The 25891-nt window shown below is 71.6% G+C and carries 18 protein-coding genes; 8 read left to right on the forward strand and 10 right to left on the reverse strand.

Going from position 1 to position 25891, the window contains the following annotated elements; all coding sequences use genetic code 11:
* Positions 1-318 precede the first annotated feature (318 nt).
* Positions 319-2988, reverse strand: a complete 2670-nt coding sequence (gene aceE, locus J7E91_RS09530; RefSeq protein ID WP_214900840.1) for a pyruvate dehydrogenase (acetyl-transferring), homodimeric type — start codon at positions 2986-2988, stop codon at positions 319-321.
* 248 nt (positions 2989-3236) lie between these two features.
* Positions 3237-3884: a GntR family transcriptional regulator gene (locus J7E91_RS09535; RefSeq protein WP_214900842.1), complete on the reverse strand. Its 648-nt coding sequence runs from the start codon at positions 3882-3884 to the stop codon at positions 3237-3239.
* Between the two features lie 203 nt (positions 3885-4087).
* On the opposite strand from J7E91_RS09535, the gene J7E91_RS09540 reads away from it, so the two are divergent.
* Together J7E91_RS09540 and J7E91_RS09545 are read left to right on the forward strand one after the other, a co-directional pair.
* Entirely contained in the window at positions 4088-5143 is a 1056-nt protein-coding gene (locus J7E91_RS09540) for a hypothetical protein (protein ID WP_214900844.1), read from the forward strand.
* Positions 5140-6738 (forward strand): hypothetical protein, encoded by a 1599-nt coding sequence (locus J7E91_RS09545; RefSeq protein WP_214900846.1) that lies wholly within the window; start codon positions 5140-5142, stop codon positions 6736-6738. Before J7E91_RS09540 ends, J7E91_RS09545 begins: the two co-directional genes overlap by 4 nt.
* 87 nt (positions 6739-6825) lie before the next feature.
* Here the strand turns inward: J7E91_RS09545 and sucB are convergent, their stop codons facing one another.
* The 3 genes from sucB to J7E91_RS09560 all read right to left on the reverse strand — a co-directional run bounded on the left by sucB (position 6826) and on the right by J7E91_RS09560 (position 11977).
* A complete protein-coding gene (gene sucB, locus J7E91_RS09550) occupies positions 6826-8673 on the reverse strand; it encodes a 2-oxoglutarate dehydrogenase, E2 component, dihydrolipoamide succinyltransferase (RefSeq protein WP_214900848.1) in 1848 nt (615 codons plus the stop codon).
* Positions 8674-8726: 53 nt separating this feature from the next.
* Positions 8727-10115 carry a dihydrolipoyl dehydrogenase gene (gene lpdA, locus J7E91_RS09555; protein ID WP_214900850.1) on the reverse strand — a complete coding sequence of 463 codons (1389 nt, stop codon included), beginning with the start codon at positions 10113-10115 and terminating at the stop codon, positions 8727-8729.
* 323 nt (positions 10116-10438) lie between these two features.
* Positions 10439-11977, reverse strand: coding sequence for a leucyl aminopeptidase (locus J7E91_RS09560; protein WP_214900852.1), 1539 nt, complete (start codon positions 11975-11977; stop codon positions 10439-10441).
* Positions 11978-12291: 314 nt separating this feature from the next.
* Here J7E91_RS09560 and J7E91_RS09565 point away from each other — a divergent pair, with 314 nt between their 5' ends.
* The 5 genes from J7E91_RS09565 to J7E91_RS09585 all read left to right on the forward strand — a co-directional run bounded on the left by J7E91_RS09565 (position 12292) and on the right by J7E91_RS09585 (position 19045).
* A complete protein-coding gene (locus J7E91_RS09565) occupies positions 12292-14325 on the forward strand; it encodes a hypothetical protein (RefSeq protein ID WP_214900854.1) in 2034 nt (677 codons plus the stop codon).
* A 95-nt stretch (positions 14326-14420) separates the two neighbouring features.
* A complete protein-coding gene (gene pelF / locus J7E91_RS09570; protein ID WP_214900856.1) occupies positions 14421-15959 on the forward strand; it encodes a GT4 family glycosyltransferase PelF in 1539 nt (512 codons plus the stop codon).
* The gene (locus J7E91_RS09575; protein ID WP_214900858.1) at positions 15959-17593 is read left to right on the forward strand and encodes a hypothetical protein; all 1635 of its coding nucleotides are present in this window, start codon (positions 15959-15961) and stop codon (positions 17591-17593) included. Before pelF ends, J7E91_RS09575 begins: the two co-directional genes overlap by 1 nt.
* Before the next feature lie 10 nt (positions 17594-17603).
* Positions 17604-18239, forward strand: a complete 636-nt coding sequence (locus J7E91_RS09580; RefSeq protein ID WP_214900860.1) for a spherulation-specific family 4 protein — start codon at positions 17604-17606, stop codon at positions 18237-18239.
* Positions 18236-19045 carry an endo alpha-1,4 polygalactosaminidase gene (locus J7E91_RS09585; RefSeq protein WP_214900862.1) on the forward strand — a complete coding sequence of 270 codons (810 nt, stop codon included), beginning with the start codon at positions 18236-18238 and terminating at the stop codon, positions 19043-19045. The genes J7E91_RS09580 and J7E91_RS09585 overlap by 4 nt, the downstream gene beginning before the upstream one ends.
* 11 nt (positions 19046-19056) lie before the next feature.
* Here J7E91_RS09585 and J7E91_RS09590 read toward each other — a convergent pair whose 3' ends face one another.
* Positions 19057-19839, reverse strand: a complete 783-nt coding sequence (locus J7E91_RS09590; RefSeq protein WP_214900864.1) for an adenosylcobinamide-GDP ribazoletransferase — start codon at positions 19837-19839, stop codon at positions 19057-19059.
* A gap of 77 nt (positions 19840-19916) precedes the next feature.
* Here J7E91_RS09590 and J7E91_RS09595 point away from each other — a divergent pair, with 77 nt between their 5' ends.
* Positions 19917-20675, forward strand: coding sequence for a hypothetical protein (locus J7E91_RS09595; RefSeq protein WP_214900871.1), 759 nt, complete (start codon positions 19917-19919; stop codon positions 20673-20675).
* Here J7E91_RS09595 and J7E91_RS09600 read toward each other — a convergent pair.
* The 4 genes from J7E91_RS09600 to J7E91_RS09615 form a co-directional block, all read right to left on the reverse strand.
* Positions 20621-21340, reverse strand: a complete 720-nt coding sequence (locus tag J7E91_RS09600) for a hypothetical protein (protein WP_308376280.1) — start codon at positions 21338-21340, stop codon at positions 20621-20623. The genes J7E91_RS09595 and J7E91_RS09600 overlap by 55 nt on opposite strands.
* Positions 21337-23133 (reverse strand): phosphatidylglycerol lysyltransferase domain-containing protein, encoded by a 1797-nt coding sequence (locus tag J7E91_RS09605; RefSeq protein WP_214900873.1) that lies wholly within the window; start codon positions 23131-23133, stop codon positions 21337-21339. The genes J7E91_RS09600 and J7E91_RS09605 overlap by 4 nt, the downstream gene beginning before the upstream one ends.
* 75 nt (positions 23134-23208) lie before the next feature.
* A complete protein-coding gene (gene cobT / locus J7E91_RS09610; protein WP_214900874.1) occupies positions 23209-24339 on the reverse strand; it encodes a nicotinate-nucleotide--dimethylbenzimidazole phosphoribosyltransferase in 1131 nt (376 codons plus the stop codon).
* A 280-nt stretch (positions 24340-24619) separates the two neighbouring features.
* Complete coding sequence (locus tag J7E91_RS09615) at positions 24620-25819, reverse strand: bifunctional adenosylcobinamide kinase/adenosylcobinamide-phosphate guanylyltransferase (protein ID WP_214900876.1); 1200 nt, start codon at positions 25817-25819, stop codon at positions 24620-24622.
* Between the last annotated feature and the right edge of the window lie 72 nt (positions 25820-25891).

Raw genomic sequence — 25891 nt, forward strand, 5'->3', positions numbered from 1 at the left:
GGCGTCGGTACGGGTGTGGCCGGGTGGGCCGCTGCGCGGGAGCTTTCCTCGCCCCGCCCCTTCCCGCAGTGACACTTTGCGGCTCCGCCGCGTGAGGGGCTCCGCCCCGGACCCCGGTCCTCAAACGCCGGACGGGCTGGAAGGTGCCGGGGGGACTAGCTGGGGCTTCGCCCCGGACTCCGGCTCTCAAAGTCCGGACGGGCTGGGGGTGTCGGGGGCGACCAGCTGGGGCTCCGGCCCAGGCCCCGCTCCTCTATCGCCGGACGGGCTCCAAAGAGCCCTTCCGGCGATAGAGGGTTGGTCAGCAGCGGGTACGGCTCACAGGCCGTAGCGTTCCCGCGCCTCCTTGACCGCCGAGGCCGGGACCTCGCCGCGGCGGGCGAGCTGGGCCAGGGCGGCGACCACGATCGACTGGGCGTCGACGCCGAAGTGGCGGCGGGCCGCCTCGCGGGTGTCCGAGAGGCCGAAGCCGTCCGTACCGAGCGAGGAGTAGTCCTGCTCGACCCACTGGCTGATCTGGTCGGGGACCTGACGCATCCAGTCGCTCACCGCGAGGACGGGACCCGGCGCGCCTTCGAGCGCGCGGGTGACGTACGGCGTGCGCGTCTCGCCGCGCAGCAGCGCCTCGTCGCACTCCAGCGCCTCCCGGCGCAGCTCGCCCCACGAGGTGGCGGACCAGACGTCGGCCGCCACGTCCCAGTCGGCGGCGAGGAGTTCCTGCGCCTCCAGGGCCCAGTGGATCGCCGTGCCGGAGCCGAGCAGCTGGATGCGCGGGGTCTCGGCGGTGGCGTTCGCCGCTTCCTTGAAGCGGTACAGGCCCTTGACGATGGCCTCTTCGACACCCTCCGGCATCGCGGGCTGCGGCTTCGGCTCGTTGTAGACGGTCAGGTAGTAGAAGACGTTCTCGGCCTCGGGGCCGTACATCCTGCGCAGGCCGTCCTTGACGATGACGGCGATCTCGTACGCGAACGCGGGGTCGTAGTTCAGCGACGCCGGGTTCGTGGACGCGATCAGGTGCGAGTGGCCGTCCGCGTGCTGGAGGCCCTCACCCGTCAGGGTCGTACGTCCCGCCGTCGCGCCCACGATGAAGCCGCGGCCGAGCTGGTCGCCGAGCTGCCACATCTGGTCGGCGGTGCGCTGCCAGCCGAACATCGAATAGAAGATGTAGAAGGGGATCATCGGCTCGCCGTGCGTCGCGTATGACGTCGAGGCGGCGATGAAGTCGGCCATGGCGCCGGCCTCGGTGATCCCCTCGTTGAGGATCTGGCCGTTCTTGGCTTCCTTGTAGTACATGAGCTGGTCACGGTCGACCGGCTCGTACGTCTGGCCCAGCGGAGAGTAGATGCCGGCCGACGGGAACAGCGACTCCATGCCGAAGGTGCGCGCCTCGTCGGGCACGATCGGCACCCAGCGCTTTCCGGTCTCCTTGTCCCGCATCAGCTCCTTGGCCAGGCGTACGAACGCCATGGTGGTGGCCATCTCCTGCTTGCCCGAGCCCTTGAGGAGGGCGCTGAACGCGCGCTCGGAGGGCTCGGGGAGGGCGACCGCGTGCACCCGGCGGGCCGGGGCGGGGCCGCCGAGGGCCGCGCGGCGCTCCTGGAGGTAGCGGACCTCGGGGGAGTCGGCGCCGGGGTGCCCGTACGGTACGAGCTCCTCGTCCAGCTTCGCGTCCGGGATCGGCAGGTCCAGCAGGTCCCGCATGGCGCGGAACTCCTTGCCGGAGAGCTTCTTCATCTGGTGGTTGGCGTTCTTCGACTCGAAGCCCGGGCCGAGGGTGTAGCCCTTGACGGTCTGCGCGAGGATCACCGTCGGTGCGCCCTTGAACTCCACGGCCGCCTTGTACGCCGCGTACACCTTGCGGGCCTCGTGGCCACCGCGGGAGGTGTGGAAGCACTCGGCGATCTTGGCGTCGGTGAGCAGCCTGCCCAGCTCGGCCAGCGCGGGCTCGGCGCCGAAGAAGTGCTCGCGGATGTATGCCACGTCACGGGTCGCGTACGTCTGGAACTGGGCGTCCGGCACCGCGCGCAGCCGGCGTACCAGCGCGCCCTGGGTGTCGAGCTGGAACAGCTCGTCCCAGGCGGAGCCCCACAGCGTCTTGATGACGTTCCAGCCGGCGCCGCGGAACTGGGCCTCCAGCTCCTGCACGACGCGGAAGTTGGCGCGGACCGGACCGTCGAGGCGCTGGAGGTTGCAGTTGATGACGAAGGTCAGGTTGTCGAGCTGCTCGCGGGCGGCGAGGGTGATCGCGGTGGTCGACTCGGGCTCGTCCATCTCGCCGTCACCGAGGAACGCCCAGACGTGGGAGTTCGAGGTGTCCTTGATGTCGCGGTTCTGCAGGTAGCGGTTGAAGCGTGCCTGGTAGATCGCGGAGAGCGGGCCGAGGCCCATCGACACGGTCGGGAACTCCCACAGCCAGGGCAGGCGCCGCGGGTGCGGGTACGACGGCAGGCCGTCGCCGGCGGACTCCTGGCGGAAGCGGTCGAGCTGGCCCTCGTTCAGGCGGCCGTCGAGGAAGGCGCGGGCGTAGATGCCGGGGGAGGCGTGGCCCTGGATGTAGAGCTGGTCGCCGGAGCCGTCGCCCTCCTTGCCGCGGAAGAAGTGGTTGAAGCCGGTCTCGTAGAGCCAGGCCGCGGAGGCGAAGGTGGCGATGTGGCCGCCGACGCCGAAGCGGGAGCCACGGGTGACCATGGCGGCCGCGTTCCAGCGGTTCCAGGCGGTGATGCGGGCTTCCATCGCCTCGTCGCCGTCGAAGGCGGGCTCGGCGGAGGTCGGGATGGTGTTGACGTAGTCCGTCTCCAGCAGCTTCGGCAGCGCGATGCCGGCGCCTTCGGCGTGCTGGAGCGTGCGGCGCATCAGGTAGGCCGCCCGCTGCGGGCCTGCGGCCTTGGTGACGGCGTCGAGGGAGGCCGCCCACTCGGCGGTCTCCTCGGTGTCACGGTCCGGGAGCTGGTCGAGCTCGCTCGGAGAGATGCCTACGGGGTCGGTCATGATGGCCGCCTTCCGGAGAGGAGGGGGGTGAAGAAAAGGGGGGCCTTGTCTGGCAGGACAGGGCGGTGGGGTCGGTGGACCCGCCGTTGACTGTAAGTCCCTGATCGATGATCGATCAAAGCCTGGAGGAGGAAAACTTCTCCATACAGCGAAATTGGCATTCCGTGCCGCGAAATGGGGCACGGGGTGCCGAGGCTTATGCGGCATTTCGGACGCGGGCGGGGGGTGTCCGCGTCCGCAACCCGGCGTCAGGCCCTCGGCGCGCAGCCCAGGACGTGGGACTTCACCAGGGTGCCGATCTCCGGGTCGCGGCGGCGGAAGGCCTGCACCAGCGCCTCGTGTTCCTCCGCGTACGACTTCTGGACCGTGCCCAGCCAGCGGATGGACAGGGCGGTGAAGACCTCGATGCCCAGGCCCTCCCACGTGTGGAGCAGGACGCTGTTGTTCGCCGCGCGCACCAGCTCACGGTGGAAGGCCACCGTATGGCGCACCTGCGCCGTCCCGTCCGCCGTGCGGTCCGCCTCGTACAGGGCCGCCACGTGCGGCTCCAGCGCCGAGCAGTCCTCCGCCAGGGCCGACGCCGCCAGCTCGGCCGCGATCTGCTCCAGGCCGGCCCGTACCGGATAGCTCTCTTCCAGGTCGGCCGCCGTGAGATTCCGTACGCGTACGCCCTTGTTCGGCGCCGACTCGATCAGGCGCAGCGACTCCAGCTCGCGCAGAGCCTCCCGTACGGGCGTCTGGCTGACCTCCAGCTCCGTCGCGATCCGGCGCTCCACGATCCGCTCGCCCGGCTTCCAGCGCCCGCTGACGATCCCCTCCACGATGTGCTCGCGGATCTGCTCGCGCAGCGAGTGGACGACGGGCGGGGTGGGCGCCGGCCGGGGAATCGGACTCATCGGAAGGAACTCCTTGTGCGGATGCGTGCCTCGACGATACGGCGTCGGTCCTGACCGTGGCACTCGCGGATGGCCGAGAACCCATCCGTAAATCCCAACTCGCCTATGGCCACAGGTGCTTGGTGGTACGTATATTCGCTCACCACCTCGCGGGCACCCGCGGGAACAGCCGGCGGAACCGCGAATGGGGGGCGGGGAAGACCGTGTCCAGGTACCAGGTGCTGCTGACGCACATCGTGCCCGAGCTGGTGATGGAGCGCAGGATCCGGCGGAGTGCGGGCAGCCGGCTGCGTAAGAGGGGCGGGCCGCCCGTCATAGTCGTCGCCGGGCTCGATGCCGCGGAACAGGCCGAGGTGCTGCGCCGGCTGCACCACCGCTACCGGCGGGTCCTGCCCGTCAACGACAGCCAGGTGCCGCTCGACCAGCGCGAGGTCATCGACTTCCTGCTGCGCCTGTCGACCAGGGCTTACGGCCTCGGCGGCTACGCCTGGTTCCGGAAGCCGATGAGCTTTCCGCGCTTCACTCTGGGGATGCTCGCGTACAGCTGGGCCGACGAGCACCGGCCGGACCTGCGGGCGATCGCCGAGGGCCACACCTGGCTGAGGCATCAGCTGCGGACGGCCCGGGACGCCGACGAGGGGCATCAGGCCCGCGCCCGGCTGCGCGCCGAGCTGGCGCCGTATCTCGCCGGAGCCGGAGCCGGCCGTACGGGGATCGCGGTCGGCCTTCTCTTCACCCTGCTGGGACACCAGGCGCCGCGGCCGGACAAGACCGCGCTGAGGTGGTGGGGAAAGCTGTGGAACGTACCCAGAGGTGCGTTCTCCTGGCAGGACGCGGTCGCCACGGAGCTGTTCACGGTGTTCCACGCGGGCCGGGACGAGGACGGGCACACGGTGGAGCACCTGCTGACCGCGGCGCTCCTCGCGGACATCGACGCGTACTACGGCCGGTACCGCCGGTTCAACCGCGCCAGACCGCCGCTCCTGCTGGTGCCAGAGGCGCATACGCAGGCCGGGACGACGTTCCTGACCGCGCTGGCCACGGCGTACGACATCGCGTGGCGTGCACCGAGGCACACGGGGACCCGGCCCGTTGTCATCGCGGTCGGGGGCGACAGCGCCGGCGCGCGGGGGCGGCCGCCGCTGGGAAGGCTGGAGCACGAGCTCAACGAGTGGAGCAGACGTCCGGCGGACGGGCCGCAGGCGCGGTGGCTGCTCGCGGTACGGGTGGGTGCCGACGGCGACGGGGAGGGGCAGTGACACAGCTTCAGGACAGCAGTCCCCGGGCCAGACCCGGCGTGGGCCCGCTGACCCTCGTCGTGTCCCTGCTGGTCCTCGCCGGACTGGGGTTTCTCCTGCGCGAACCGCTCGGCGACGCCTGGCCCGACGGCTGCGGCGAGCGGCTGGAGAAGCTCGGTGGCGAGTGCGTGGGTGTCACCGACGGCAGCCACGTCTTCATGGACGAACTGGCCGAGGTGTCGGCCCGTATCAAGGAGGAGAACAAGCGCGTCGAGAAGAAACCTCACGTCACCATCGCGCTGATGATCCCCATGGCTTCCGACCACGCGGACGTGCGCAAGATGATCCTGCACGAGGTGCAGGGCGCGTACATCGCGCAGTACCGGGCGAACAACGACCCGGAAGAGAGCGGCGACCCGCCCGCGATCCGCATGGTGCTGGCGCACCCCGGCAAGACACGCGAGGAATGGCGGCCCGTCACCGAAGAGCTGGCGAGGATGGCGAAGTCCCCCGAGGACAATCTCCGCGTCGTCTTCGGCTTCGACCTCAGCGTCCAGTCCACCAAGGACGCCATCGACGACCTGACGAACAACAAGGGCATCCCCGTCGTGGGCGGCGCGCTCACCGGCGGCATCGGAAACCCCGACATCGATCACATCCGCTACAAGGGATTCGCCCGCGTGGTGCCCGACAACGCGGAACAGGCCGACGCCCTCGCGCTCTACGACAAGAAGCGCGACTCCAAGCGCGCCATCCTGGTCGAGGACCGCCGTGAGAAGGACGACTACGTGCGCTCGCTGCGGGAGGCGTTCGAGCGCAGGCTGCGCGGTTCACCGCGTGATCCACTGAGTTTCGTCTCCCCGGGGCCGGACGACGAGAGTGGTCTGTCCGCCGAGTTCCGGCGGATGACGACCAATATCTGTGCGACCACCCCGCCGGTCGACACCGTCTACTTCGCCGGACGGCCCGTCCATCTGCGGCAGTTCGTCAACGCGCTCGCAGTGCACCGTCCTTGCGGTGACCGCGACTTCACCGTGGTCAGCGGCTCGGGCGCGTCCACGCTGTACGCCGACGAGAAACTGGACTGGGAGGCGCTGCGCGGCGACACATCGACCGGACGGCGCCAGGTCGTGGTCCAGTACACCTCGGTCGCGCACCCCGACAGCTGGGTTTCGAAGAAGGCTCCGGCGACCGGCGGATCGGCCGGACCCGTCCAGAAGTTGCGGCGGTGCCTGGAGGGGAAGCCGCCGTGCGCCGAAGCCGTACCCATGGGCCCGGCGGACATCAGCGATTCGCGGACCATTTCCGCCCACGACTCGGCCTGGACGGCGATCAGGGGAATCCGTATCCACGCCGAGGGAACGGACGGCCTGCCGAGCCTCCGGGACATCCGCAACGACTGGGACGGCCTGCAGGGCGTGGACAAGGTGGAGGGCGCCAGCGGCTGGATCTGCCTGGACGGTGCCGGGAATCCGTACAACAAGGCGGTGGCCGTCGTCCGGCTCAACCCGTTCGAGAAGAAGCCGCAGTTCGTGGACCTGGCGTGGCCGCGCGGCGCACCGCCGGTCAGGGATCCCCGGAATACCGGCGCCTGCCAGATCCCCAGGCAGCGGTGATACGAAGGCCGCCGTGGCCGTACGAAGGCGCCCCCGCCCGGATCACTCCGGACGGGGGCGCCTTCGTACGACGTACCGCTGTGCGTGTTACAGGCCGAGCTCGACCTCGAACTCGCCGGCCTCCAGGATCGCCTTGACGGCCGTCAGGTAACGGGCCGCGTCGGCGCCGTCCACCAGGCGGTGGTCGTAGGAGAGAGCCAGGTAGGTCATGTCGCGGATCGCGATGGTCTCGCCGAGGTCCGGGTGGTTGATGACCACCGGGCGCTTGACGGTGGCACCGATGCCCAGGATGGCGACCTGGTTCGGCGGCACGATGACCGTGTCGAACAGCGCACCGCGCGAACCGGTGTTGCTGATCGTGAAGGTCGCGCCGGACATCTCGTCCGGGCTGATCTTGCCGGAGCGGGCCTTGCCGGCCAGCTCGGCGGTCTTCTTGGAGATACCGGCGAGGTTGAGGTCGCCCGCACCCTTGATGACCGGGGTCATCAGACCCTTTTCGGCGTCCACCGCGATACCGATGTTCTCGGTGTCGAAGTAGGTGATCGTGCCCTCGTCCTCGTTGATCCGGGCGTTGACGACCGGGTAGGCCTTCAGCGCCTGGGCCGCGGCCTTGACGAAGAACGGCATCGGGGACAGCTTGACGCCCTCGCGGGCGGCGAACGCGTCCTTCGCCTTGTTGCGCAGCTTCATCAGCTTCGTGATGTCGACCTCGACGACCGAGGTCAGCTGGGCCTGCGTGTGCAGGGCCTTCATCATGTTGTCGCCGATGACCTTGCGCATGCGGGTCATCTTGACCGTCTGACCGCGCAGCGGGGACACCTCGAGGGACGGAGCCTTCGAAGCGGCCGCATGGCCTCCGGCAGTCACAGCAGCGGCGGGAGCCGGGGCAGCGGCGGCGGCCTTGGCGGCCTCCGCCGCGGCCACGACGTCCTGCTTGCGGATACGGCCACCGACGCCGGTGCCCTTGACCGTGCTGAGGTCGACGCTGTTCTCGGCGGCGAGCTTACGGACGAGCGGAGTCACGTACGCGCCGTCCGCCTCGGCCGCGGAAGGCGCGACGGGGGCGGGAGCGGCCGGAGCAGCGGCGGCCGGAGCCGGGGCGGCGGGAGCCGGAGCGGCGGCGGGAGCGGGCTGGACCGGAGCCGGAGCCTCGACAGCGGCCTCGGCCGGAGCCGGAGCCGGAGCGGGGGCCGGAGCCGGAGCAGCAGCCGGCTCAGGAGCCGGAGCGGCGGCGGGCGCCGGAGCGGCAGCCGGAGCCGGGGCCTCCTGAGCCGGGGCGGCGGCCGGGGCCGCGCCCTTGTCACCGATGACGGCGAGCTTCGCGCCGACCTCGGCGGTCTCGTCCTCGCCGACCAGGATCTCCAGCAGCGTGCCCGCGGCCGGGGAGGGGATCTCGGTGTCGACCTTGTCGGTCGAGACCTCGAGCAGCGGCTCGTCCTCCGCGACCTCCTCGCCGACCTCCTTCAGCCAACGGGTGACGGTGCCCTCGGTGACCGACTCGCCCAGTGCGGGCAGTACGACGTCAGTACCGGAGGCGCCACCGGCCGGAGCGGCGGCGGGAGCCTCGGCGGCCGGTGCCGGGGCCGGAGCGGCCTCGGGCTGCGGCTGAGCAGCGGCCGGTGCCGGTGCCGCGGCGGCGGGGGCCTCGGCAGGTGCCTCGGCGGCGGCCGGGGCGGGTGCCTCGGCGGGCGCCCCCGTGCCGTCGTCGATGACGGCCAGCTCGGCGCCGACCTCCACCGTCTCGTCCTCGGCGACCTTGATGGATGAGAGGATGCCGGCCGCGGGGGCAGGGATCTCGGTGTCGACCTTGTCGGTCGAGACCTCGAGCAGCGGCTCGTCGGCCTCGACGCGTTCACCCTCGGCCTTGAGCCAACGGGTGACAGTTCCCTCGGTGACGCTCTCGCCGAGCGCCGGAAGGGTTACGGAAACCGGCATGGTTTCTGTTGCTCCTTACGAATTGCGGAAGTGGTCGTCGCGCCCGGACTGAATCAGTCGTGGGAGTGAAGAGGCTTCCCGGCCAGCGCCAGGTGGGCTTCGCCCATCGCCTCGTTCTGCGTCGGGTGGGCGTGGATGAGCTGCGCGACCTCGGCCGGCAGCGCCTCCCAGTTGTAGATCAGCTGAGCCTCGCCGACCTGCTCGCCCATACGGTCACCGACCATGTGGACGCCGACCACGGCACCGTCCTTGACCTGGACGAGCTTGATCTCGCCCGCGGTCTTGAGGATCTTGCTCTTGCCGTTGCCCGCGAGGTTGTACTTCAGAGCGACGACCTTGTCCGCTCCGTAGATCTCCTTGGCCCTGGCCTCGGTGATGCCGACGGATGCGACCTCGGGGTGGCAGTACGTCACGCGCGGCACACCGTCGTAGTCGACCGGCACGGTCTTCAGACCGGCCAGACGCTCCGCCACCAGCATGCCCTCCGCGAAGCCGACGTGCGCGAGCTGAAGGGTGGGGACGAGGTCACCGACGGCCGAGATGGTGGGCACGTTGGTCTGCATGTACTCGTCGACGAGGACGTAGCCGCGGTCCATCGCGACGCCCTGCTCCTCGTAACCCAGGCCCTGCGACACGGGGCCGCGGCCGATCGCGACGAGCAGCAGCTCGGCCTCGAACTCCTTGCCGTTGGCCAGGGTGACCTTGACGCCGTCGGCGGTGTACTCGGCCTTCTCGAAGAAGGCGCCGAGCGAGAAGTTGATGCCGCGCTTGCGGAACGCGCGCTCCAGCAGCTTCGAGCTGTTCTCGTCCTCGACCGGCACGAGGTGCTTCAGGCCCTCGACGATGGTGACGTCGGTGCCGAAGGACTTCCACGCGGACGCGAACTCGACGCCGATGACGCCGCCGCCCAGCACGATCGCGGACTTCGGGACGCGGTCCAGCGTCAGCGCGTGGTCCGAGGAGATGATGCGGTTGCCGTCGATCTCCAGGCCCGGCAGCGACTTCGGCACCGAGCCGGTCGCCAGCAGGACGTGGCGGCCCTGGACGCGCTGGCCGTTCACGTCGACGGAGGTCGGGGAGGAGAGCTTGCCCTCGCCCTCGATGTACGTCACCTTGCGCGAGGCGACCAGGCCCTGCAGCCCCTTGTACAGGCCGGCGATGACGTCGTCCTTGTACTTGTGGACGCCTGCCATGTCGACGCCGTCGAAGGTGGCCTTGATGCCGAACTGCTCGGATTCGCGTGCCTGGTCGGCGATCTCGCCGGCATGCAGCAGGGCCTTCGTCGGAATGCAGCCGTTGTGCAGGCAGGTGCCGCCGAGCTTGTTCTTCTCGATCAGGGCGACGTCCAGGCCCAGCTGCGCTCCGCGCAGTGCCGCGGCGTAACCGCCGCTACCACCGCCGAGGATCACTAGGTCGAAAACGGTGCTGGCGTCGTTCGCCACGTCACGTCCTCCATGCATGTGCGCCGGTCGCCGGTCTTCGACCGGGCGGCGGCTGGTGTTCGGCCGCTTTTATTCGGCCCTGTGGTGGGGGCCCTGTCCTGCCGAGAACCCATCTTCGCACTTGTTGACGGACGGCGGGACGCGGGGCCGGGGAACGAGACGGTCGTGGGAGCGCTCGTCTCGCGTTACTGGGGCGTACGGATGTACGGATTTCGTTGAAGGCGAAATCGAGCGTACGTATTCCTGCGGGCGTACGCGCGTGCGTACGGCCCCGGACGCGTGCCCGGGACCGTACGACCGTACCTACGACGAAATCGCGCGGATCAGCCGAGGTCGCCCGCGGCGGTGCGCTCGGCGAGCGCCACCAGGGTGCGGACCGCCGAGCCGGTGCCGCCCTTGGGGGTGTAGCCGAACGGGCCGCCGTCGTTAAAGGCGGGACCCGCGATGTCCAGGTGCGCCCAGGCGATGTCCTCGCCGACGAACTCCTGGAGGAACAGACCGGCGACCAGGCCGCCGCCCATCCGCTCACCCATGTTGGCGATGTCGGCGGTGGGGGAGTCCATGCCCTTGCGCAGCTCGGCCGGCAGCGGCATCGGCCAGGACTGCTCGCCGGCCTCCTCCGCGATCTCGTGGATGGCGGTACGGAACGACTCGTCGTTGCCCATGATGCCGAAGGTGCGGTTGCCCAGTGCCAGCACCATCGCGCCGGTCAGTGTCGCCACGTCGACGATAGCGTCCGGGCGCTCCTCGGAGGCGCGGGTCAGGGCGTCGGCCAGGACGAGACGGCCCTCGGCGTCGGTGTTGAGCACCTCGACGGTCTTGCCGCTGTACATGCGCAGCACGTCACCGGGACGGACGGCGCCGCCGGACGGCATGTTCTCGGCGAGCGCCAGCCAGCCGGTGACGTTCACCCGCAGGCCGAGGCGGGCGGCCGTGATGACGGCGGCGAACACGGCGGCGGCGCCGGCCATGTCGCACTTCATCGTCTCGTTGTGGCCGGCCGGCTTCAGCGAGATGCCGCCCGAGTCGTACGTGATGCCCTTGCCGACAAAGGCCAGGGTCTTCTCCGCCTTGGGGTGTGTGTAGGCGAGCTTCACCAGGCGCGGACCGTGCTCCGAGCCCTGCCCGACGCCGATGATGCCGCCGTAGCCGCCCTTGCTGAGCGACTTCTCGTCGAGCACCTGCACCTTGAGGCCGTGCTCCTTGCCCGCGGCGGCGACCACGGCGGCGAAGGACTCGGGGTACAGGTCGTTCGGCGGGGTGTTGACCAGGTCGCGGGCGCGGTTGATCTCCTCGGCCAGCGCGAGGGCGCGCTCCGCGGCGGCCTTGAACGCCTTGTCGCGCGGCTTGCCGCCGAGCACGGCGATCTCGGCCAGCGGCTGCTTGGCGCCGCTGCCGGACTTCTCGCCCTTCCCGTCCTTCTCGCCGCCCTGGTAAGCGGTGAAGGCGTACGCACCGAGCAGCGCACCCTCGGCGATGGCGGCGGCGTCCTCGACGGCCTCGACGGGCAGTGCGAAACCGGCCTTCTTGAAGCCGTGCAGCGCGCGGGCGGCGGCACCGGCCGCGCGGCGCAGCGACTCGGCGCTGTACGCGTCGTCCTTGTCCAGGGCCGTGCCGAGGCCGACAGCCAGTACGACAGGGGACTTGAGGCCCGACGGCGCGGGCAGCTTCGTCACCTCGCCCTCGGCACCCGAGGCGCCGAGGGTCTCCAGGACGGAGGCGAGCTTTCCGTCGAACGCCTTGTCCACGGCCTCGGCGCCGGGTGCGACAACCGGGCCTTTGGCGCCCTTCGCCACGCCGACGACGATGGCGTCGGCGCGCAGCGCCGCCGCGCCGGAAGTGCTGAGAGTGAGAGCAGTCACGGTGGTGAAATCTCGCTTCCGTTGAGTTCTTCGGCCGATTGGGTGGGGCAGGCCGTGCCCGGCGCGCCCGTACCCGGTGGCCCGGCGGCCCGGCGGATGCGCCGGGAATGAGCCTACGCGCGGTTGCCCCCTTCGCTCACGGCAGCGACCAGTTCACTCATCAGAGGTGTCCTTTTCGATGTTTACGGTGTGCGTGGTGAGGCCTGCGTCACACTCGTGGCAATAAGGCAAGTGACAGTCGCCTTGCTTGCATGATTTCCACAGATCGTCCGCGCATTCTCCGCGGCTGGATCGTTCGAGGGGGAGGGTGCGCCATGGCGTACAGGACGCGTATGGGCAGAACCGGGGCCGCTCTGCTGGTCGCAGGTCTGCTCATGGTGGTGGCGCCGCCCACGGGCGCGGGGGCGGCGACCGTGCCGCGTATCGACCTGAGGGTGCTCGTCGTCGACGACGGCGGCGACGCCGTGGAGGCGGTCGAGTCGGAGCTGCGCGGCACCGGTGTCCCGTACACCGTGGTGCGGCTCGGCCGGCCGGACCGGCCGGTGATCGACGCGGCCTTCCTCGCCGACACGGTGGACGGGCGTCCGCGCGCCAAGTACCAGGGCGTCGTCCTGCCCAACGCCGACCCGTTCGGCGCCGGATCCGCCGAGGCGGACGCCCTCGCCGCGTACGAGAAGGCCTTCGGCGTCCGCCAGGTCGACGCGTACACCTGGGCACATCCCGGCGTCGGGCTCGACGACACGAGCGACGGCGGGTACGCCGGGCCGCTCGACGGCGTCGACGCCGCGGTGACCCCGGCCGGGAAGGCCGGCCCCTTCGGCTACCTGGACGGCGCCGTCGAGTTCGAGGACAACTCACCGTCCGTCAGTGAGAGCTACGGGTACGCGGGCCGGCCCCGCGAGGGCTACACCAGCTACCTGGACATGCCGGTCGGCGCGGACGGCGGCCGGGCCAGCCTCATCGGCGAGTACGCACGCGACGGGCGCCGCGAACTGGTCGTCACCTTCGCCTACAACCGGCACCAGCGGCAGTTCCGGCTGCTCGCCCGGGGCATCGTCGAATGGCTCACCCAGGGCGTCCACCTCGGGCAGAGCCGCAACTACTTCTCCGTGCACGTCGACGACGTCTTCGCGCCCGACAGCCGCTGGGACACCGCACTCAACTGCACGCCCGGCGACTTCGACTGCGGGGACGGCGAGGGCGCGGGCACCACGCCGATCCGGATGACGGCGCAGGACGCGCTGTACGCCGCCCAGTGGCAGCAGAGCGCCGGTTTCACCCTCGACATGGTCTACAACGGGGGCGCCGGCGAGGCGTGGAAGGCGCAGAACGGCGGCAGCGACCCGCTCACCACGCAGCTGCTGGCCGACCGGGCGGAGTACCGCTGGGTGAACCACACGTACACCCACCCCTTCCTCGGCTGCGTCCAGGACACCTCGACCGTGCCGTGGCAGTGCGCGAAGGACACGGCGGGCAGCACGCTGTGGATGAGCCGCGCCGAGATCGCCGCCCAGATCAGGGACAACCACGACTGGGCGGTGGGCAAGGGCCTCACCGTCGACAGGGCCGAGCTGGTCACCGGCGAGCACTCCGGGCTGAAGACCCTCCCGCAGCAGCCGGTGGACAACCCCAACCTGGCCGGCGCGCTCGCCGACAACGGGGTGAAGTGGGTCGCGAGCGACAACTCGCGCGAGCCGGTCCAGCGGGCCGTCGGCGGCGCGCTCACCGTGCCGCGCCACCCGACGAACGTGTACTACAACGTCGGCACCGCCGCCGAGATGACCGACGAGTACAACTGGATCTACAGCAGCAGGGCCGACGGAGGCAGCGGCGTCTGCGAGACCAACCCCGGCTCGACCTGCCTCGACGAACCGCTGGACGCGGCCACCGGCTACGCGGCGTACATTGCGCCGCAGGAGGCACGCACGGCTCTCGGCCACGTCATCGCCAACGACCCGCGCCCGCACTACGTCCACCAGTCCAACATGGCCGAGGAGCGGCTCCTCTACCCCGTCCTGGACAAGGTGCTGGGCGACTACCGCTCCCTCTTCGCTGACAACACCCCGGTCGTCAACCCGCGTCACCGGGACGTCGGTTCGGAGCTCGCCCGCCGCGCCGCGTGGGACAAGGCGCTCGCGGACGGCAAGGTCACGGCGTACCGCGTCGGCACGACCGTCACCGTCGAGGCGCCGTCCGGGGTCGTGGCGCCCGTCACCGCGCCGGAGGGTACGCGAAAGCAACTCATCCTGGGCACCAGCGTGTTCGGCACGTCCTACGCGGGACAGCGCTCGGCCTGGACGTCGCCCGAACCGCTTCAGCAGGTGATCACGCTCAGGCTTCCCGCCTGACCGGCGCGAACTGTCCGCCCTTTCCGATCTGCCGGGCCTGCCCGACCAGCAGCACCCGGTACCGCACTCGTCACTCACCCTGGGGGGACACACACATGAGCCGCGGGCTCCACGTCAGCATGCTCACCGAAGGTACCTATCCGCATGTACAGGGGGGCGTCAGCACCTGGTGCGACCAGCTCGTCCGCGGAATGCCGGACGTCGACTTCCACGTCGTCTCACTCACCGGCAGCGGCCGCGAGCCCGTCACCTGGGAGCTGCCGGCCAACGTCTACCGGCACACGACGGTCCCGCTGTGGGGAACGGACGAAGAGTTACGAGGCGTACGACGCGGTCCGCGTCGCCTCGCCGGCCGGGACCGCCGCCGCTTTCTCGCCGCGTACGAACGCTTCCTGATCGCCGTACTCGACCCGGAGGCCGCCTGCGACTTCGGCCATGAGCTGTACGAACTCGCCGCACTCTCCCGCCAGGGGCGGCTGACCCCCGCCCTGCGCTCGGAGGCCGCCCTGCGGACCCTCACCGGCGTCTGGACCATGCGGCACCTGCCGACGGCCCGCGCCGAACCGACCCTCCACGACGCGCTCACCGCCACCGATCTGCTGGAACACCTGCTGCGGCCGCTGGCCGCCCGCGTACCCGCCGACAGCGTCGCGCACGCCGTCAGCAGCGGCCTCGCCACCCTCCCCGCGCTCACCGCCAAGCACTTCGACGGCGCCCCCTTCCTGCTCACCGAGCACGGCATCTACCTGCGCGAGCGCTACCTCGGTTACCGCACGGCCGCCCAGCGCTGGCCGGTCAAGGCGCTGCTGCTCGGCTTCTACCGCGAACTCAACTCGCTCGGCTACCGGGAGGCCGACCTGATCACGCCCTGCAACCAGTACAACCGCCGCTGGGAGGAGCGGGGCGGCGCACCGCCCGAGCGCATCCGCACCGTCTACAACGGCGTCGACCCGCACCTCTTCCCGTACGCCGGCCCCGAACCGGACGTCCCCACGCTCAGCTGGGCCGGCCGCATCGACCCGATCAAGGACCTGGAGACGCTCGTACGGGCCTACGCGCTCGCCCGCGCCCGGCTTCCGGAGCTGCGGCTGCGGCTCTTCGGCGGGGTGCCGGACGGCGGCGAGGAGTACCGCACGAAGCTGGAGAAACTCGCGGCCGAGCTCGGCGTGAGTGACGGCATCACCTTCGAGGGACGCATTTCGGATGTGGCGCGCGCCTATGGGGCGGGGCACGTCGTGATGCTGTCCAGCATCAGCGAGGGCTTCCCCTTCAGCATTCTCGAAGCGATGTCCTGCGGGCGGACGACGGTGTCGACCGACGTGGGCGGCGTACGGGAAGCCGTCGGCGACACGGGCGTCGTCGTGCCACCGCGCGAACCCGGGGCGATGGCACGGGCCGTACTCGACCTGATGGGCGACGACGCCCGGCGGGCCGAACTGGGGCGGCTCGCGCGGCAGCGGGTGATCGACCTGTTCACGCTGCGGCGTTCGGTGGAGGGCTTCCGCCGGATCTACCGCGAACTGGACGGCGTACCGGAGCCGGAAGGCCTGCACGCGGTCAGCCTTCCCGCCGACTGGACGACCGAACTCAGGGACCCCTGGTGGAGTGACCTGTCGACGCACGGGGCGGCATGATGAGCGGCTCCCTGTGGATGGACGCGGGCACGGGCGTACGGCGGGACTCGCTGCCCGGCATACCGAGGCATCGGCCGGGCTGGGCGGCGGACCCCATCGACGAACTCAGCGACCGGATCGGCGGGTTGACAGCCGCCGCCGTACACCCCGACGAGATCGCCGCGATCCTCGAGTCCGACGGCATGACGGACGAACACATCCGGCTCACGTACGGTCGCGAAGACTCCTTCGCCCTCGCCGAGGACCTCTTCGCGCGCGTACCCAGGGCCTACCCGGAACCGGAACCGGAGGCGCCGCCGGCGTCCGGCGGCCCCTGGCGCGTCGGGCTCGCCGCATGTCTGCTGCGCGGGCTGGTGTTCGCGCTGCCGGGACTCGCGTACGTCCTGGCGGCGCCGTTCCTGGCCGGTGCGGCGGAGGACGGGCGCGGCCTGCCCGCGGGGACCGGGGTCCTGCTCGCGGGCACGCTCACCGGCTGGGCGTGGAACCAGGCGCTGGCCCACCGCGCGTACACCTGGCTCGGCCGGGGCGACCGCCGGTCCGCGGCCCGCGCCCTGCTCACCGGCGCTCCGGCGGGCGCCCTGCTGGGCACGGTGGTGGCCGTGGCCGCCGCGGGGCCGGGGGAGGGCGGCGCGGCGTCGTTCGCCACGGCCCAGGCGCTGTACCAGGGCGCGGCGACGGCGCTGCTGGTGCTCGGCCGCGAGCGCCTGCTGCTGTACGCCCTGACCCCGATGACGGCGGGCGCCGTGCTGACCCTGCTGCACGACGTCCCGGGCGCGGGGAGGCTGGCGCTGCTGGCGGCTTCGGGAGTGGCGGTACTGACGCTGGCGGCCCGAGAGGTGCTGCGGGCCGGGGGCTTTGTGTTCCCCTCCCGAAGTGGCAATGTGCGCCTCCGTAAACCTCTGGTCACTTCAGTGCGCCTTCGTAAACCTCTGGTCACTTCAGCCCCTCCGGCGTTTGAGGAGCGGGGTCTGGGGCGGAGCCCCAGTGCGGGTAGGGGCGGGGTGGGGAAAGAATCCTTCTGGCCCGCGCCCGGTGCGGTCGCCGGGCCGTCGCTGATCAAGTCGCTGCCGTACGGCATCTTCGGACTCGCGACCGGAGTGCTCGTCCTGCACGCCGTGCTCCAGAACACCCTCGCCGGAGGCGTCTCCGGGGTCGTCGCGGCCCCCGGCGCTGTCGCGCTCACCCTCAGCATGGGGCCCGCCGAGTGGCTCCTGTACCGGTTCCGGCGCGCGTGCGACGCCGCTCTGCGGGGGAGCGCCACCCACCGCTCCTTCCGGCGCGCGGCCACCGTCACCCTCGCCCAGTGCCTCAGCGGCTACCTCGCCGTACTGCTCGCCCTCCTCGCCGCGACGACCCTGCTGTGGCTCGGCGCACCCCTACCCGACGCGACCCGCGCGACCGGGCTGCTGCTCACCGGTGTCATGCTGTGGACGGGGCTGCTGCTCCAGGCGTTCGGCGCGGTGGCCGTCGCGGCGGCCGTCTGCGGCGTCGCCGCGCTCCTCCAGACGGCGGCCCTGTTCACCGGCCCCGCCGTCGCCGGCGCCGCGGGGCTCGCGATCCCCGGCGTCGCGTCCGCCGTGCTGGCCGCCCTCGTCTGCGTACTGCTCGGTCGCGCGACGGCCCACCGTCATTGAGGATGGCCACGTGAAGAACTTGCTCGTGCCCTTCTACGAGCACCCCACCGAGCGCCCGGACGCCTGGGAGGCCGTCATCCGGGCGGCCCCCCGCCTGTTCGGCGTCGTACTCAACCCCGACAGCGGCTCCGGCGCCGCGCCCGACCCCGCCTTCGCCGCCGTGTCGTCGCGCCTGCGGGCGGCGGGCGTACGCGTCCTCGGGTACGCCGACACGGACTACGCGCGCCGCCCGCACGCCGCCGTGGTCCAGGACCTGCTCCGCCACCGCGACTGGTACGGCGCGGACGGCGCGTTCCTGGACCAGGTGACGGCGGGGCCGGACGCGCTGCCCCACTACCGGCGTCTCGCCGCCGCCGCGCGCGCGGCGGGCGCGGCCACCCTGGTGCTCAACCACGGCGTCCACCCCCACCCCGGTTTCCTCGGACTCGCCGACGTCCTCGTCACGTTCGAGGGCACCTGGGACACCTACCGCCGCACCATGGAGGCCCCGCCCTGGACAGCGGCGTACGCGCCCGGCCGTTTCTGCCACCTCGTGTACGCCGCACCGCCCGCGGCCGCGTTCACCGCCGGTGTCGGCTGCGCCGTACCGGGCCAAGGGCCGCACCCGTGGGGGACCTTGCCGCACGCCCTGGAGGCGGCACGGTGAGACGCGGACGCGTACGGCTCCTCCTCCTGCTGCTTCCGCTGCTGCTGCTCGCGGGCTGTACGGGCGGCGGCGACCCCGCACCGGACGGCCGCGAGCCGGAATCCTCGCGCTGGCAGCCGGAACCCGGTCTCGCCTGGCAGTGGCAGCTCAGCGGCAAGCTGGACCCGTCCGTCGACGTACCGGTGTACGACATCGACGGCTTCGACCACCCCGCCTCCGCCGTCGCCGACCTGCACCGCCGCGGCCGCAAGGTCATCTGCTACCTCTCGACCGGCGCGTGGGAGGAATTCAGGCCGGACGCGGGCGAGTTTCCAGAGTCCGTACTGGGCCGGAGCAACGGCTGGAAGGGCGAGCGCTGGCTCGACATCCGCCGTACCGACCTCCTGGAGCCCCTGATGGGCCGCCGCATGGACCTGTGCCGCGACAAGGGCTTCGACGCGGTCGAGCCCGACAACATGGACGGCTACCGCAACCGCACCGGCTTCCCCCTGACCGCCGCCCACCAGCTCCGCTACAACCGCCTGATCGCCCGCCTCGCCCACGACCGCGGCCTGGCCGTCGGACTCAAGAACGACCTCGGCCAGATCCCGGAACTGGTAAGGGACTTCGACTTCGCGGTCAATGAGCAGTGCGCCCAGTACGACGAGTGCGCGAAACTCACGCCGTTCGTCCGGGCGGGCAAGGCGGTCTTCCACGTGGAGTACGAGCTGCCGACGAACCGGTTCTGCGCCGAGTCGCGCAGGCTGAAGCTCAGCTCGATGCTGAAGAAGTACGACCTGGGCGTATGGCGCGAGCCCTGCGCGTAACCCCGCCTGCGTCACCCCAGCACCAGAACAACCAGCGCGGCCGTCGCCGCGGTCTCCGCCACGCCACCGAAGACGTCTCCCGTGACCCCTGCGAAGCGGCGCACACAGTGGCGCAGCAGCACCTGCGCGGCGCCGAGCGCGGCCAGTACGGCGGCGGCGTGCCGCAGGGCGTCGTACGGGCCGAAGAGCGCGCCCGCGCCGCCCGTGCCGACGGCGACCACCAGGCCCGCGACGGCGAACGCCGCCCCTGCCGGAACCGTCCCGGCGACCGCCGCGCCGAGCCCGTCGGGGCGCGCCGGAGGAACGCCCGTGCGGGAAGCGAGGGTCAGGGCGAGGCGGGCGGCGACGGCCGAGACGGCGGCGCCGGCCGCGCCGTGCGCCCACCCGGCGGCGTACAGCTCACAGAGGGCGGCGACCTGGGCGAGCAGCACGAACAGCAGCGTGATGACACCGAACGGGCCGATGTCCGACTGCTTCATGATGCGCAGCGCCTCTTCAGCCGGTTTGCCGCTACCCAGGCCGTCGGCCGTGTCGGCGAGACCGTCGAGGTGCAGGCCGCGCGTGAGGGCGGCGGGTACGGCGGCGCTCGCCACGGCGGCGAGCAGCGGCCCCGACCCCAGCAGCAGGAGTACGCCGCCGGCGGCCGCCGCGCACAGGCCCACCACGAGCCCGGCGAGGGGAGCGCACAGCATCCCGGCGCGGGCCGCCTCGCGGTCCCACCGCGTCACGTGCACGGGAAACACGGTGAGCGTGCCGAAGGCGAAACGTATGCCGTCGCTGAGGAGAGAGGTCACGGCGCGCACGCTAGTCGCCAAAGACGGCCGGTAAGTTGCGCATAGCGCACAAAAGTACACAGAGGGGATCGAGTGGCATGGGTCACTGGTGGTATCGCAACATCGTCGAGCCGGGGAAGCTCCCGCTGCTGCTGGCGCTGCTCTCCTTCATCCTCTCGTTCCTGATCACCCGCACCATCACCCGGCTGATCCGCGCGGGCCGCGGCCCCTTCGGGAACGTCTCCCCCGGCGGTCTGCACATCCACCACGTGGTCCCCGGCGTGATCCTCACGACGATCGGCGGCTTCGGGGCGGTGGCCAGCGGCGGGCACGGGGTCAGCTCCGCGATCTGCGCGGTGATCTTCGGGATCGGTGCGGGGCTGGTCCTCGACGAGTTCGCGTTGATCCTCCATCTCGACGACGTCTACTGGAGCGAACAGGGCCGGCAGAGCGTGGAGATCGTGGTCGTGACCGCCGCCCTGGTCGGACTGGTCCTCAGTGGGTCCGCCCCGTTCGGGGTCGACGAACTGACGCCCGAGGAAGAACAGAGCCGCGGACTGCTCATCCTCAATGTCTCCTTCAACTTCTTCCTGGCGCTCGTCGCGCTCAGCAAGGGCAAGGTCCTCACCGCACTCTTCGGCGCGGTCGTGCCCCTGGTCGCGCTCGTCGGCGCGATCCGGCTCGCCAGGCCGGGCTCGCCATGGGCCAAGCGCTTCTACCGCCGGCGCCCGAGGGCCCGCGCCCGGGCGACGCTGCGCCGCTGGCACCACGACCGCCGCTGGTCGGGGCCCAGCCGCAGGATTCAGGACCTGATCGGCGGGGCCCCCGACCGGACGCCGGCGCGCGACGAGAAGTGAGCGAGTGCACACAGCACCAGCACCGCGGCGATCGCCGCCAGGTGCTCCTTGCCCGCGAGGTTGGTCTTGACGCACACCTCGGCCACCATCGCCACGATCACCAGAACCGCCGTCCAGTACGCGCCGTACCGCCGGCACACATAGACGGCGAGGCCGACGACCGCCGCCGAAGGGCCCGTGTCGACGACCTGGGCATTGGACGCGGGCAGCCCGAGCGGGCTGTCGGGGCCCAGCGCGATGCCGACGCGCGCGTACAGCGTCCCGGCGAGCGTCGCGACGTACGCGACCGCCAGCGCGCGCAGCCGCCCGAAGCAGATCTCGGCGATGCCGAACACCAGCAGGACCTGCGCGAGCGCGCCCCACACCGGCAGGTCGAGCGCGGGCACGAACAGCGACAGCGGGGTCCGCAGCAGCGCCGGCCACAGCGGGTCCTCGGCGCGCACGAAGCCGATGTCCTGGACCGGGCCGTAACCCCAGGACTGGTTCTGTACGGCGTGCAGGAGCGCCGTGAGGCAGACCGCCACGAGCGTCAGCGGAACGGCCCGCCACCGCTGGGTGACGAGCGCGGTCCGTACGTCGGCGTACAGCCGGCCCCACTCGCGGCGCGCGAACGTACGCACCGCCGCCGACGCTGTCCGCGTCGTCACCGCCACCGGCAGGGTCACCGTCTCGTCTCCAGGTGCTGGCGGTGCATCCACTTGGGCAGACCGGGCGCTTCGAGGAAGCCCTCGGCGCGGGCCGACGCGAGGCCGATGCGCAGCAGGTCGGAGCTTTTTTCGAAGAGCATGAATCGGGGCTCCCAGATCGGCCGGTACTTGGCGTTGGCGCGGTACAGCGACTCGATCTGCCACCAGCGCGAGAAGAAGCTGAGCAGTGAACGCCACGTCCTCAGTACCGGCCCCGCGCCGAGCTTCGAGCCACGTTCGAAGACCGACCTGAACATCGCGAAGTTCAGTGAGACCTGCGTGATCCCGATCTCTTCGGCGGACTGGAGCAGTTCGATGACCATGAACTCCATCAGGCCGTTCTCGGAGTCGCGGTCGCGCCGCATCAGGTCGAGGGAGAGCCCGTGCGGCCCCCAGGGCACGAAGCTCAGTACGGCCCTCAGCTCCCCTTCCCCGTCGGTGCATTCGAGCATCACGCACTGCCCGTCCGCCGGGTCGCCGAGCCGCCCGAGCGCCATCGAGAAGCCGCGCTCGGTCTCCCCGTCGCGCCAGTCGTCGGCCTTGCGCAGCAGCTCGGTCATCTCGTCGTCGGGGATGTCCTCGTGGCGGCGGATACGGACCGTGTAGCCGGCTCGCTTCACCCGGTTGTAGGCCTGGCGCACGGTGCGCATCGCGCGCCCCTCCAGCGTGAACTCGTCGATCTCGACGATCGCCTCGTCGCCCAGCTCCAGCGCGTCCAGGCCGTGCCGGGCGTAGACCGTGCCGCCCTCCTCGCTCGCGCCCATCACGGCGGGGATCCAGCCGTGCTCGCGCGCCTCGGTCAGCCACGGTTCGATCGCGCCGGGCCAGGCCTCGGGGTCACCGATCGGATCGCCGGACGCGAGCGATACGCCGCCGACGACCCGGTAGGTGACGGCGGCCTTGCCGGTGGGGGACCAGACGGCGCTCTTCTCGCGGCGCAGCGCGAAGTAGCCGAGGGAGTCGCGCTCACCGAACCTGCCGAGGAGGGCCCGCAGTCGGGCCTCGTCCTCCTCGGTGATCGGGTCGACGGTCCGGCGCGAGCGGAAGGCGGCGTACAGCACGGCGAGGAGCAGCAGCGTGCTCATGACGTTGATGGTGACGTTGACCCAGCCCGGTGTGGCGATGCCCTGGAAGCGGGCGTCGTCGGGCGCCAGCGACACCAGCCGCATCACGCCGTAGTGCCAGCGGTCCAGGAACAAGGACCGGTTGTCGTCGGGAGCGGTGTTGCTGACCGTGACGAGGAGGGCGGCGATCAGCGAGGTGACCAGCAGCCCGCCGACGGCCACGACGGCGGCCAGGGCGGGGTTGGAGCGGTCACCCTTGGCGTAGAACTCGCGCCGGCCGAGCAGCAGGGACAGGACGAATGCGGCGGTCAGGGCCAGGGAGACCCAGTTCTGCCAGTACTGCCGTACCTCGGGGAAGAGCATCGCGAGGGCGAAGAGGAGGAGGAAGAGCCCGCCGAGTACGAAGTTGAGGATCCAGGCGGCGCGCTTGCGGCGGCGCATGGTGATCGCCAGGAAGAGCGTGAAGGCTCCGGAGGCGAAGCCCGCCGTCAGCAGGTAGGGGGTGAAGAAGTCGTCGGTGTTGTGGCGTCGCAGATCCTGACCGAGCGAAACCCACACGGCGCTCAGGAAGTTGATGAACGTGACGATGCGCAGATACCACACCGCGAAGGCCGCGCTGCGGCGCGAGCGGGGGGTGCTGCGCCGGTTCGTCGGGCTCGTCAGGCTCGATCGGTTCGTTCCTTCGGTGGCCAAGCGGACTTCTCCCATGAAACGCGATGATATGGGGCACCGCGGTGCGGGAGGTGCGCGTGTGCGGCCGGTGGTCGCCGGCCGCACACGCGGTCAGTCCGTCGCGTTTCCGGTCTCGACGACCGCCTTCTCGTCGTCGCTCCCGTCCGCGTCCGCGTCCGTGTTCTCGTCCTCGTCCGACGCCCGTTCGGGCAGCTCCGCCGCGAGGGCGGCGGCAGCCTGTACGAGGGGGAGCGCGAGCAGTGCCCCAGTTCCTTCCCCCACAGTGACGCCCTGATCGAGCAGAGGGTTGAGCGCCATCCGGTCCAGCGCCTTCGCCTGGCCCGGCTCACCGCTCACCTGGCCCGCGAGCCACCAGTCCGGCGCCCGGAAAGCGGCGCGCTGGCCCACCAGGGCGCAGGCGGCGGACACGACGCCGTCGAGGATCACCGGCGTATGCCGCACCGCGCACTGGAGGAGGAAGCCGGTCGCCGCGGCGAGATCGGCGCCGCCGACGGTCGCCAGCAGCTCCAGCTGGTCGCCGAGTACGGGCCGCGCCCGGCGCAGCGCGTCGCGGATGGCGGCGCACTTGCGCATCCACGCCAGGTCGTCGATGTGGGCGCCTCCGCGGCCCGTGACCACGGAGGCGTCCGTGCCGCACAGGGCGGCGATCAGGGTGGCGGCGGCGGTCGTGCCGCCGACGCTCAGATCGCCGAGTACGACGAGATCGGTCCCGGAGTCGGCCTCTTCGTCCGCGATCGCCATCCCGAGCCGGACGGCCTGCTCGGCCTCTTCCCGCGTGAGCGCGTCCTCGATGTCGATACGTCCGGAACCGCGCCGCACCCGGTGGCGTACGACGTCGTCGGGCAACAGCTCCGGGTCGCAGTCGAGGCCGGCGTCGACGATCCGCACGGACGCGCCCGCGCGGCGGGCCAGCACGGCGACGGGGCTCTCGCCGTCCAGCACGGCGCGCACGAGCCGGTGGGCGCCACCGGCGGGCCGGGCGGAGACGCCCAGCTCGGCCACACCGTGATCACCGGCGAAGAGAACGACACGGGGCCGCTCGATGGGCTTGACCCGTACGGACGCCTGCGCGGCCGACAGCCACTCACCCAGCTCGTCGAGCCGGCCGAGTGCGCCGGGCGGCACGATCAGCCGCTCCCGGCGTTCTTCGGCATCGCGCCGGACGCCGCCGTCGGGGCGTTCGATCAGGTCGGAGAAGTCGTCGAGGTTAAGCGAGCTCATTCGCCGAACAGTACCGCCACGGTACCTGACACCCCGTCAGGGGTGCGGGGTTCCAACGGCCTCCCCGCAGGCTCCCCGGCGGGGTCCTTGCGGGTTCCCTGCGGGGCTTCTCCCCACCCCGCCCCTTCCCGAACCGGGGCGCTGCCCCAGACCCCGCTCCTCAAGCGCCGGAGAGGCTGGACGGTGCCGGCGTGGCGACCATCCGGGGCTCGGGCCCTCCACGCGGCGGAGCCGCAAAGTGTCACGGCGGGGAGGGGCGGGCCGGGGGAAAACAACCCACTCACCCGCGCAGCACCACCGCCTGCCCTGCCACCACCAGCAGCACCTGCTCGCACTCCCCGGCGAACGCCGCGTTCAGGCGCCCCAGTTCGTCCCGGAAGCGGCGCCCGCTCGCCGTGGCCGGCACGACTCCCGAGCCGGCCTCGTTGCTCACCGCCACCACCGTCCGCCGCGTCCCCCGCACCGCCGCCACCAGCTCCGCCACCCGTTCCTCCAGCGCCCGCCGCCCGTCCGCCGCCCACTTCGCGTCGTCCCACGCGCCGACCCGGTCCATCGCGTCGGTCAGCCACAGCGCCAGGCAGTCGATCAGCAGCGGCGGCCCTTCCGCCGCCAGCAGCGGGGCCAGCTCGCACGTCTCCTCGGTGCGCCACGCGCCCGGCCTGCGCTCCCGGTGCAGACCCACCCGCTCGGCCCACTCGCTGTCGTCGTCACGGGTGCCGCTCGTCGCGACGTACACGACCTCGGGAAAGGTCTCCAGACGCCGCTCGGCCTCCACCGACTTGCCCGACCTCGCCCCGCCCAGCACCAGCGTCCGCCGCGGCACATCCGGTACCGCGTGGTACTCGCCGACGATCACGGTCGTCCCGTCCGGAACCGCCCGCGCGCCTGCCGCCGTGAGCCGCCGCTCCAGCTCGGGGCCCGGCGGTACGTCGTGATCGAGGTGTACGGCGATGACGTCCGTGGCCGCACCGACGGCTCCCGCCGCCCGCAGCCGCGCCAGCGCGTCCGGCCGGCCCGTGACGTCGGCGACCACCATGTCGTACGTACGGCCGTCCGTCGTCCCCCCGGCCGGTGCACCGCCCGGCGGCAGGTACAGCAGCAGCTCGCCGTCCGGCGAGGTCACCTCGTACCCCGTGCCGGGCGAGTCCATCGGGACGGCCCGCACCCGGTGCCCGCTGATCAGCGTCAGCTCCCGGCCGTCCGGTACCCGCCCCGCCGCCGGCAGCCCGGCCGGCAGCTCCATCGGCGGCCCGTCGTGCGGATGCGTCAGCAGCACCTGTCGTACGCCGGTGAGCGAGTGTCCCGCGCGGGCGGCGGCCAGCGCGGCCCCCGGCGTCAGATCGAGCAGCAGCGCGTCGTCCACGAGCAGCGCGGTCGCCGCCCGGGCGAGCCCGCCGCGGGCGGTGGCGCACGAGGCGCAGGGGCAGTCGGGGCGGGGCAGGCCTGCCGGGGCCCCGGTGCCGAGGAGAGTCAGTTCCACGTGGAGATCCTCCCGCGTCCCCGTCGGTGACGCGCGCCCGGCTACTCTGCGGGGCAGGCTGTGCTGAACGAA

This window comes from Streptomyces sp. ISL-99 (assembly GCF_018614005.1).
Classification (GTDB): domain Bacteria; phylum Actinomycetota; class Actinomycetes; order Streptomycetales; family Streptomycetaceae; genus Streptomyces; species Streptomyces flavidovirens.

Excerpts from the sequence above, each read along its gene's own strand:
- cobT (WP_214900874.1), bottom strand. The coding sequence starts at position 24,339 with ATGAGCTCGCTTAACCTCGACGACTTCTCCGACCTGATCGAACGCCCC.
- J7E91_RS09565 (WP_214900854.1), top strand. The coding sequence starts at position 12,292 with ATGGCGTACAGGACGCGTATGGGCAGAACCGGGGCCGCTCTGCTGGTC.
- sucB (WP_214900848.1), bottom strand. The coding sequence starts at position 8,673 with ATGCCGGTTTCCGTAACCCTTCCGGCGCTCGGCGAGAGCGTCACCGAG.
- J7E91_RS09605 (WP_214900873.1), bottom strand. The coding sequence starts at position 23,133 with ATGGGAGAAGTCCGCTTGGCCACCGAAGGAACGAACCGATCGAGCCTG.
- J7E91_RS09535 (WP_214900842.1), bottom strand. The coding sequence starts at position 3,884 with ATGAGTCCGATTCCCCGGCCGGCGCCCACCCCGCCCGTCGTCCACTCG.
- J7E91_RS09595 (WP_214900871.1), top strand. The coding sequence starts at position 19,917 with ATGGGTCACTGGTGGTATCGCAACATCGTCGAGCCGGGGAAGCTCCCG.
- pelF (WP_214900856.1), top strand. The coding sequence starts at position 14,421 with ATGAGCCGCGGGCTCCACGTCAGCATGCTCACCGAAGGTACCTATCCG.
- aceE (WP_214900840.1), bottom strand. The coding sequence starts at position 2,988 with ATGACCGACCCCGTAGGCATCTCTCCGAGCGAGCTCGACCAGCTCCCG.
- J7E91_RS09575 (WP_214900858.1), top strand. The coding sequence starts at position 15,959 with ATGAGCGGCTCCCTGTGGATGGACGCGGGCACGGGCGTACGGCGGGAC.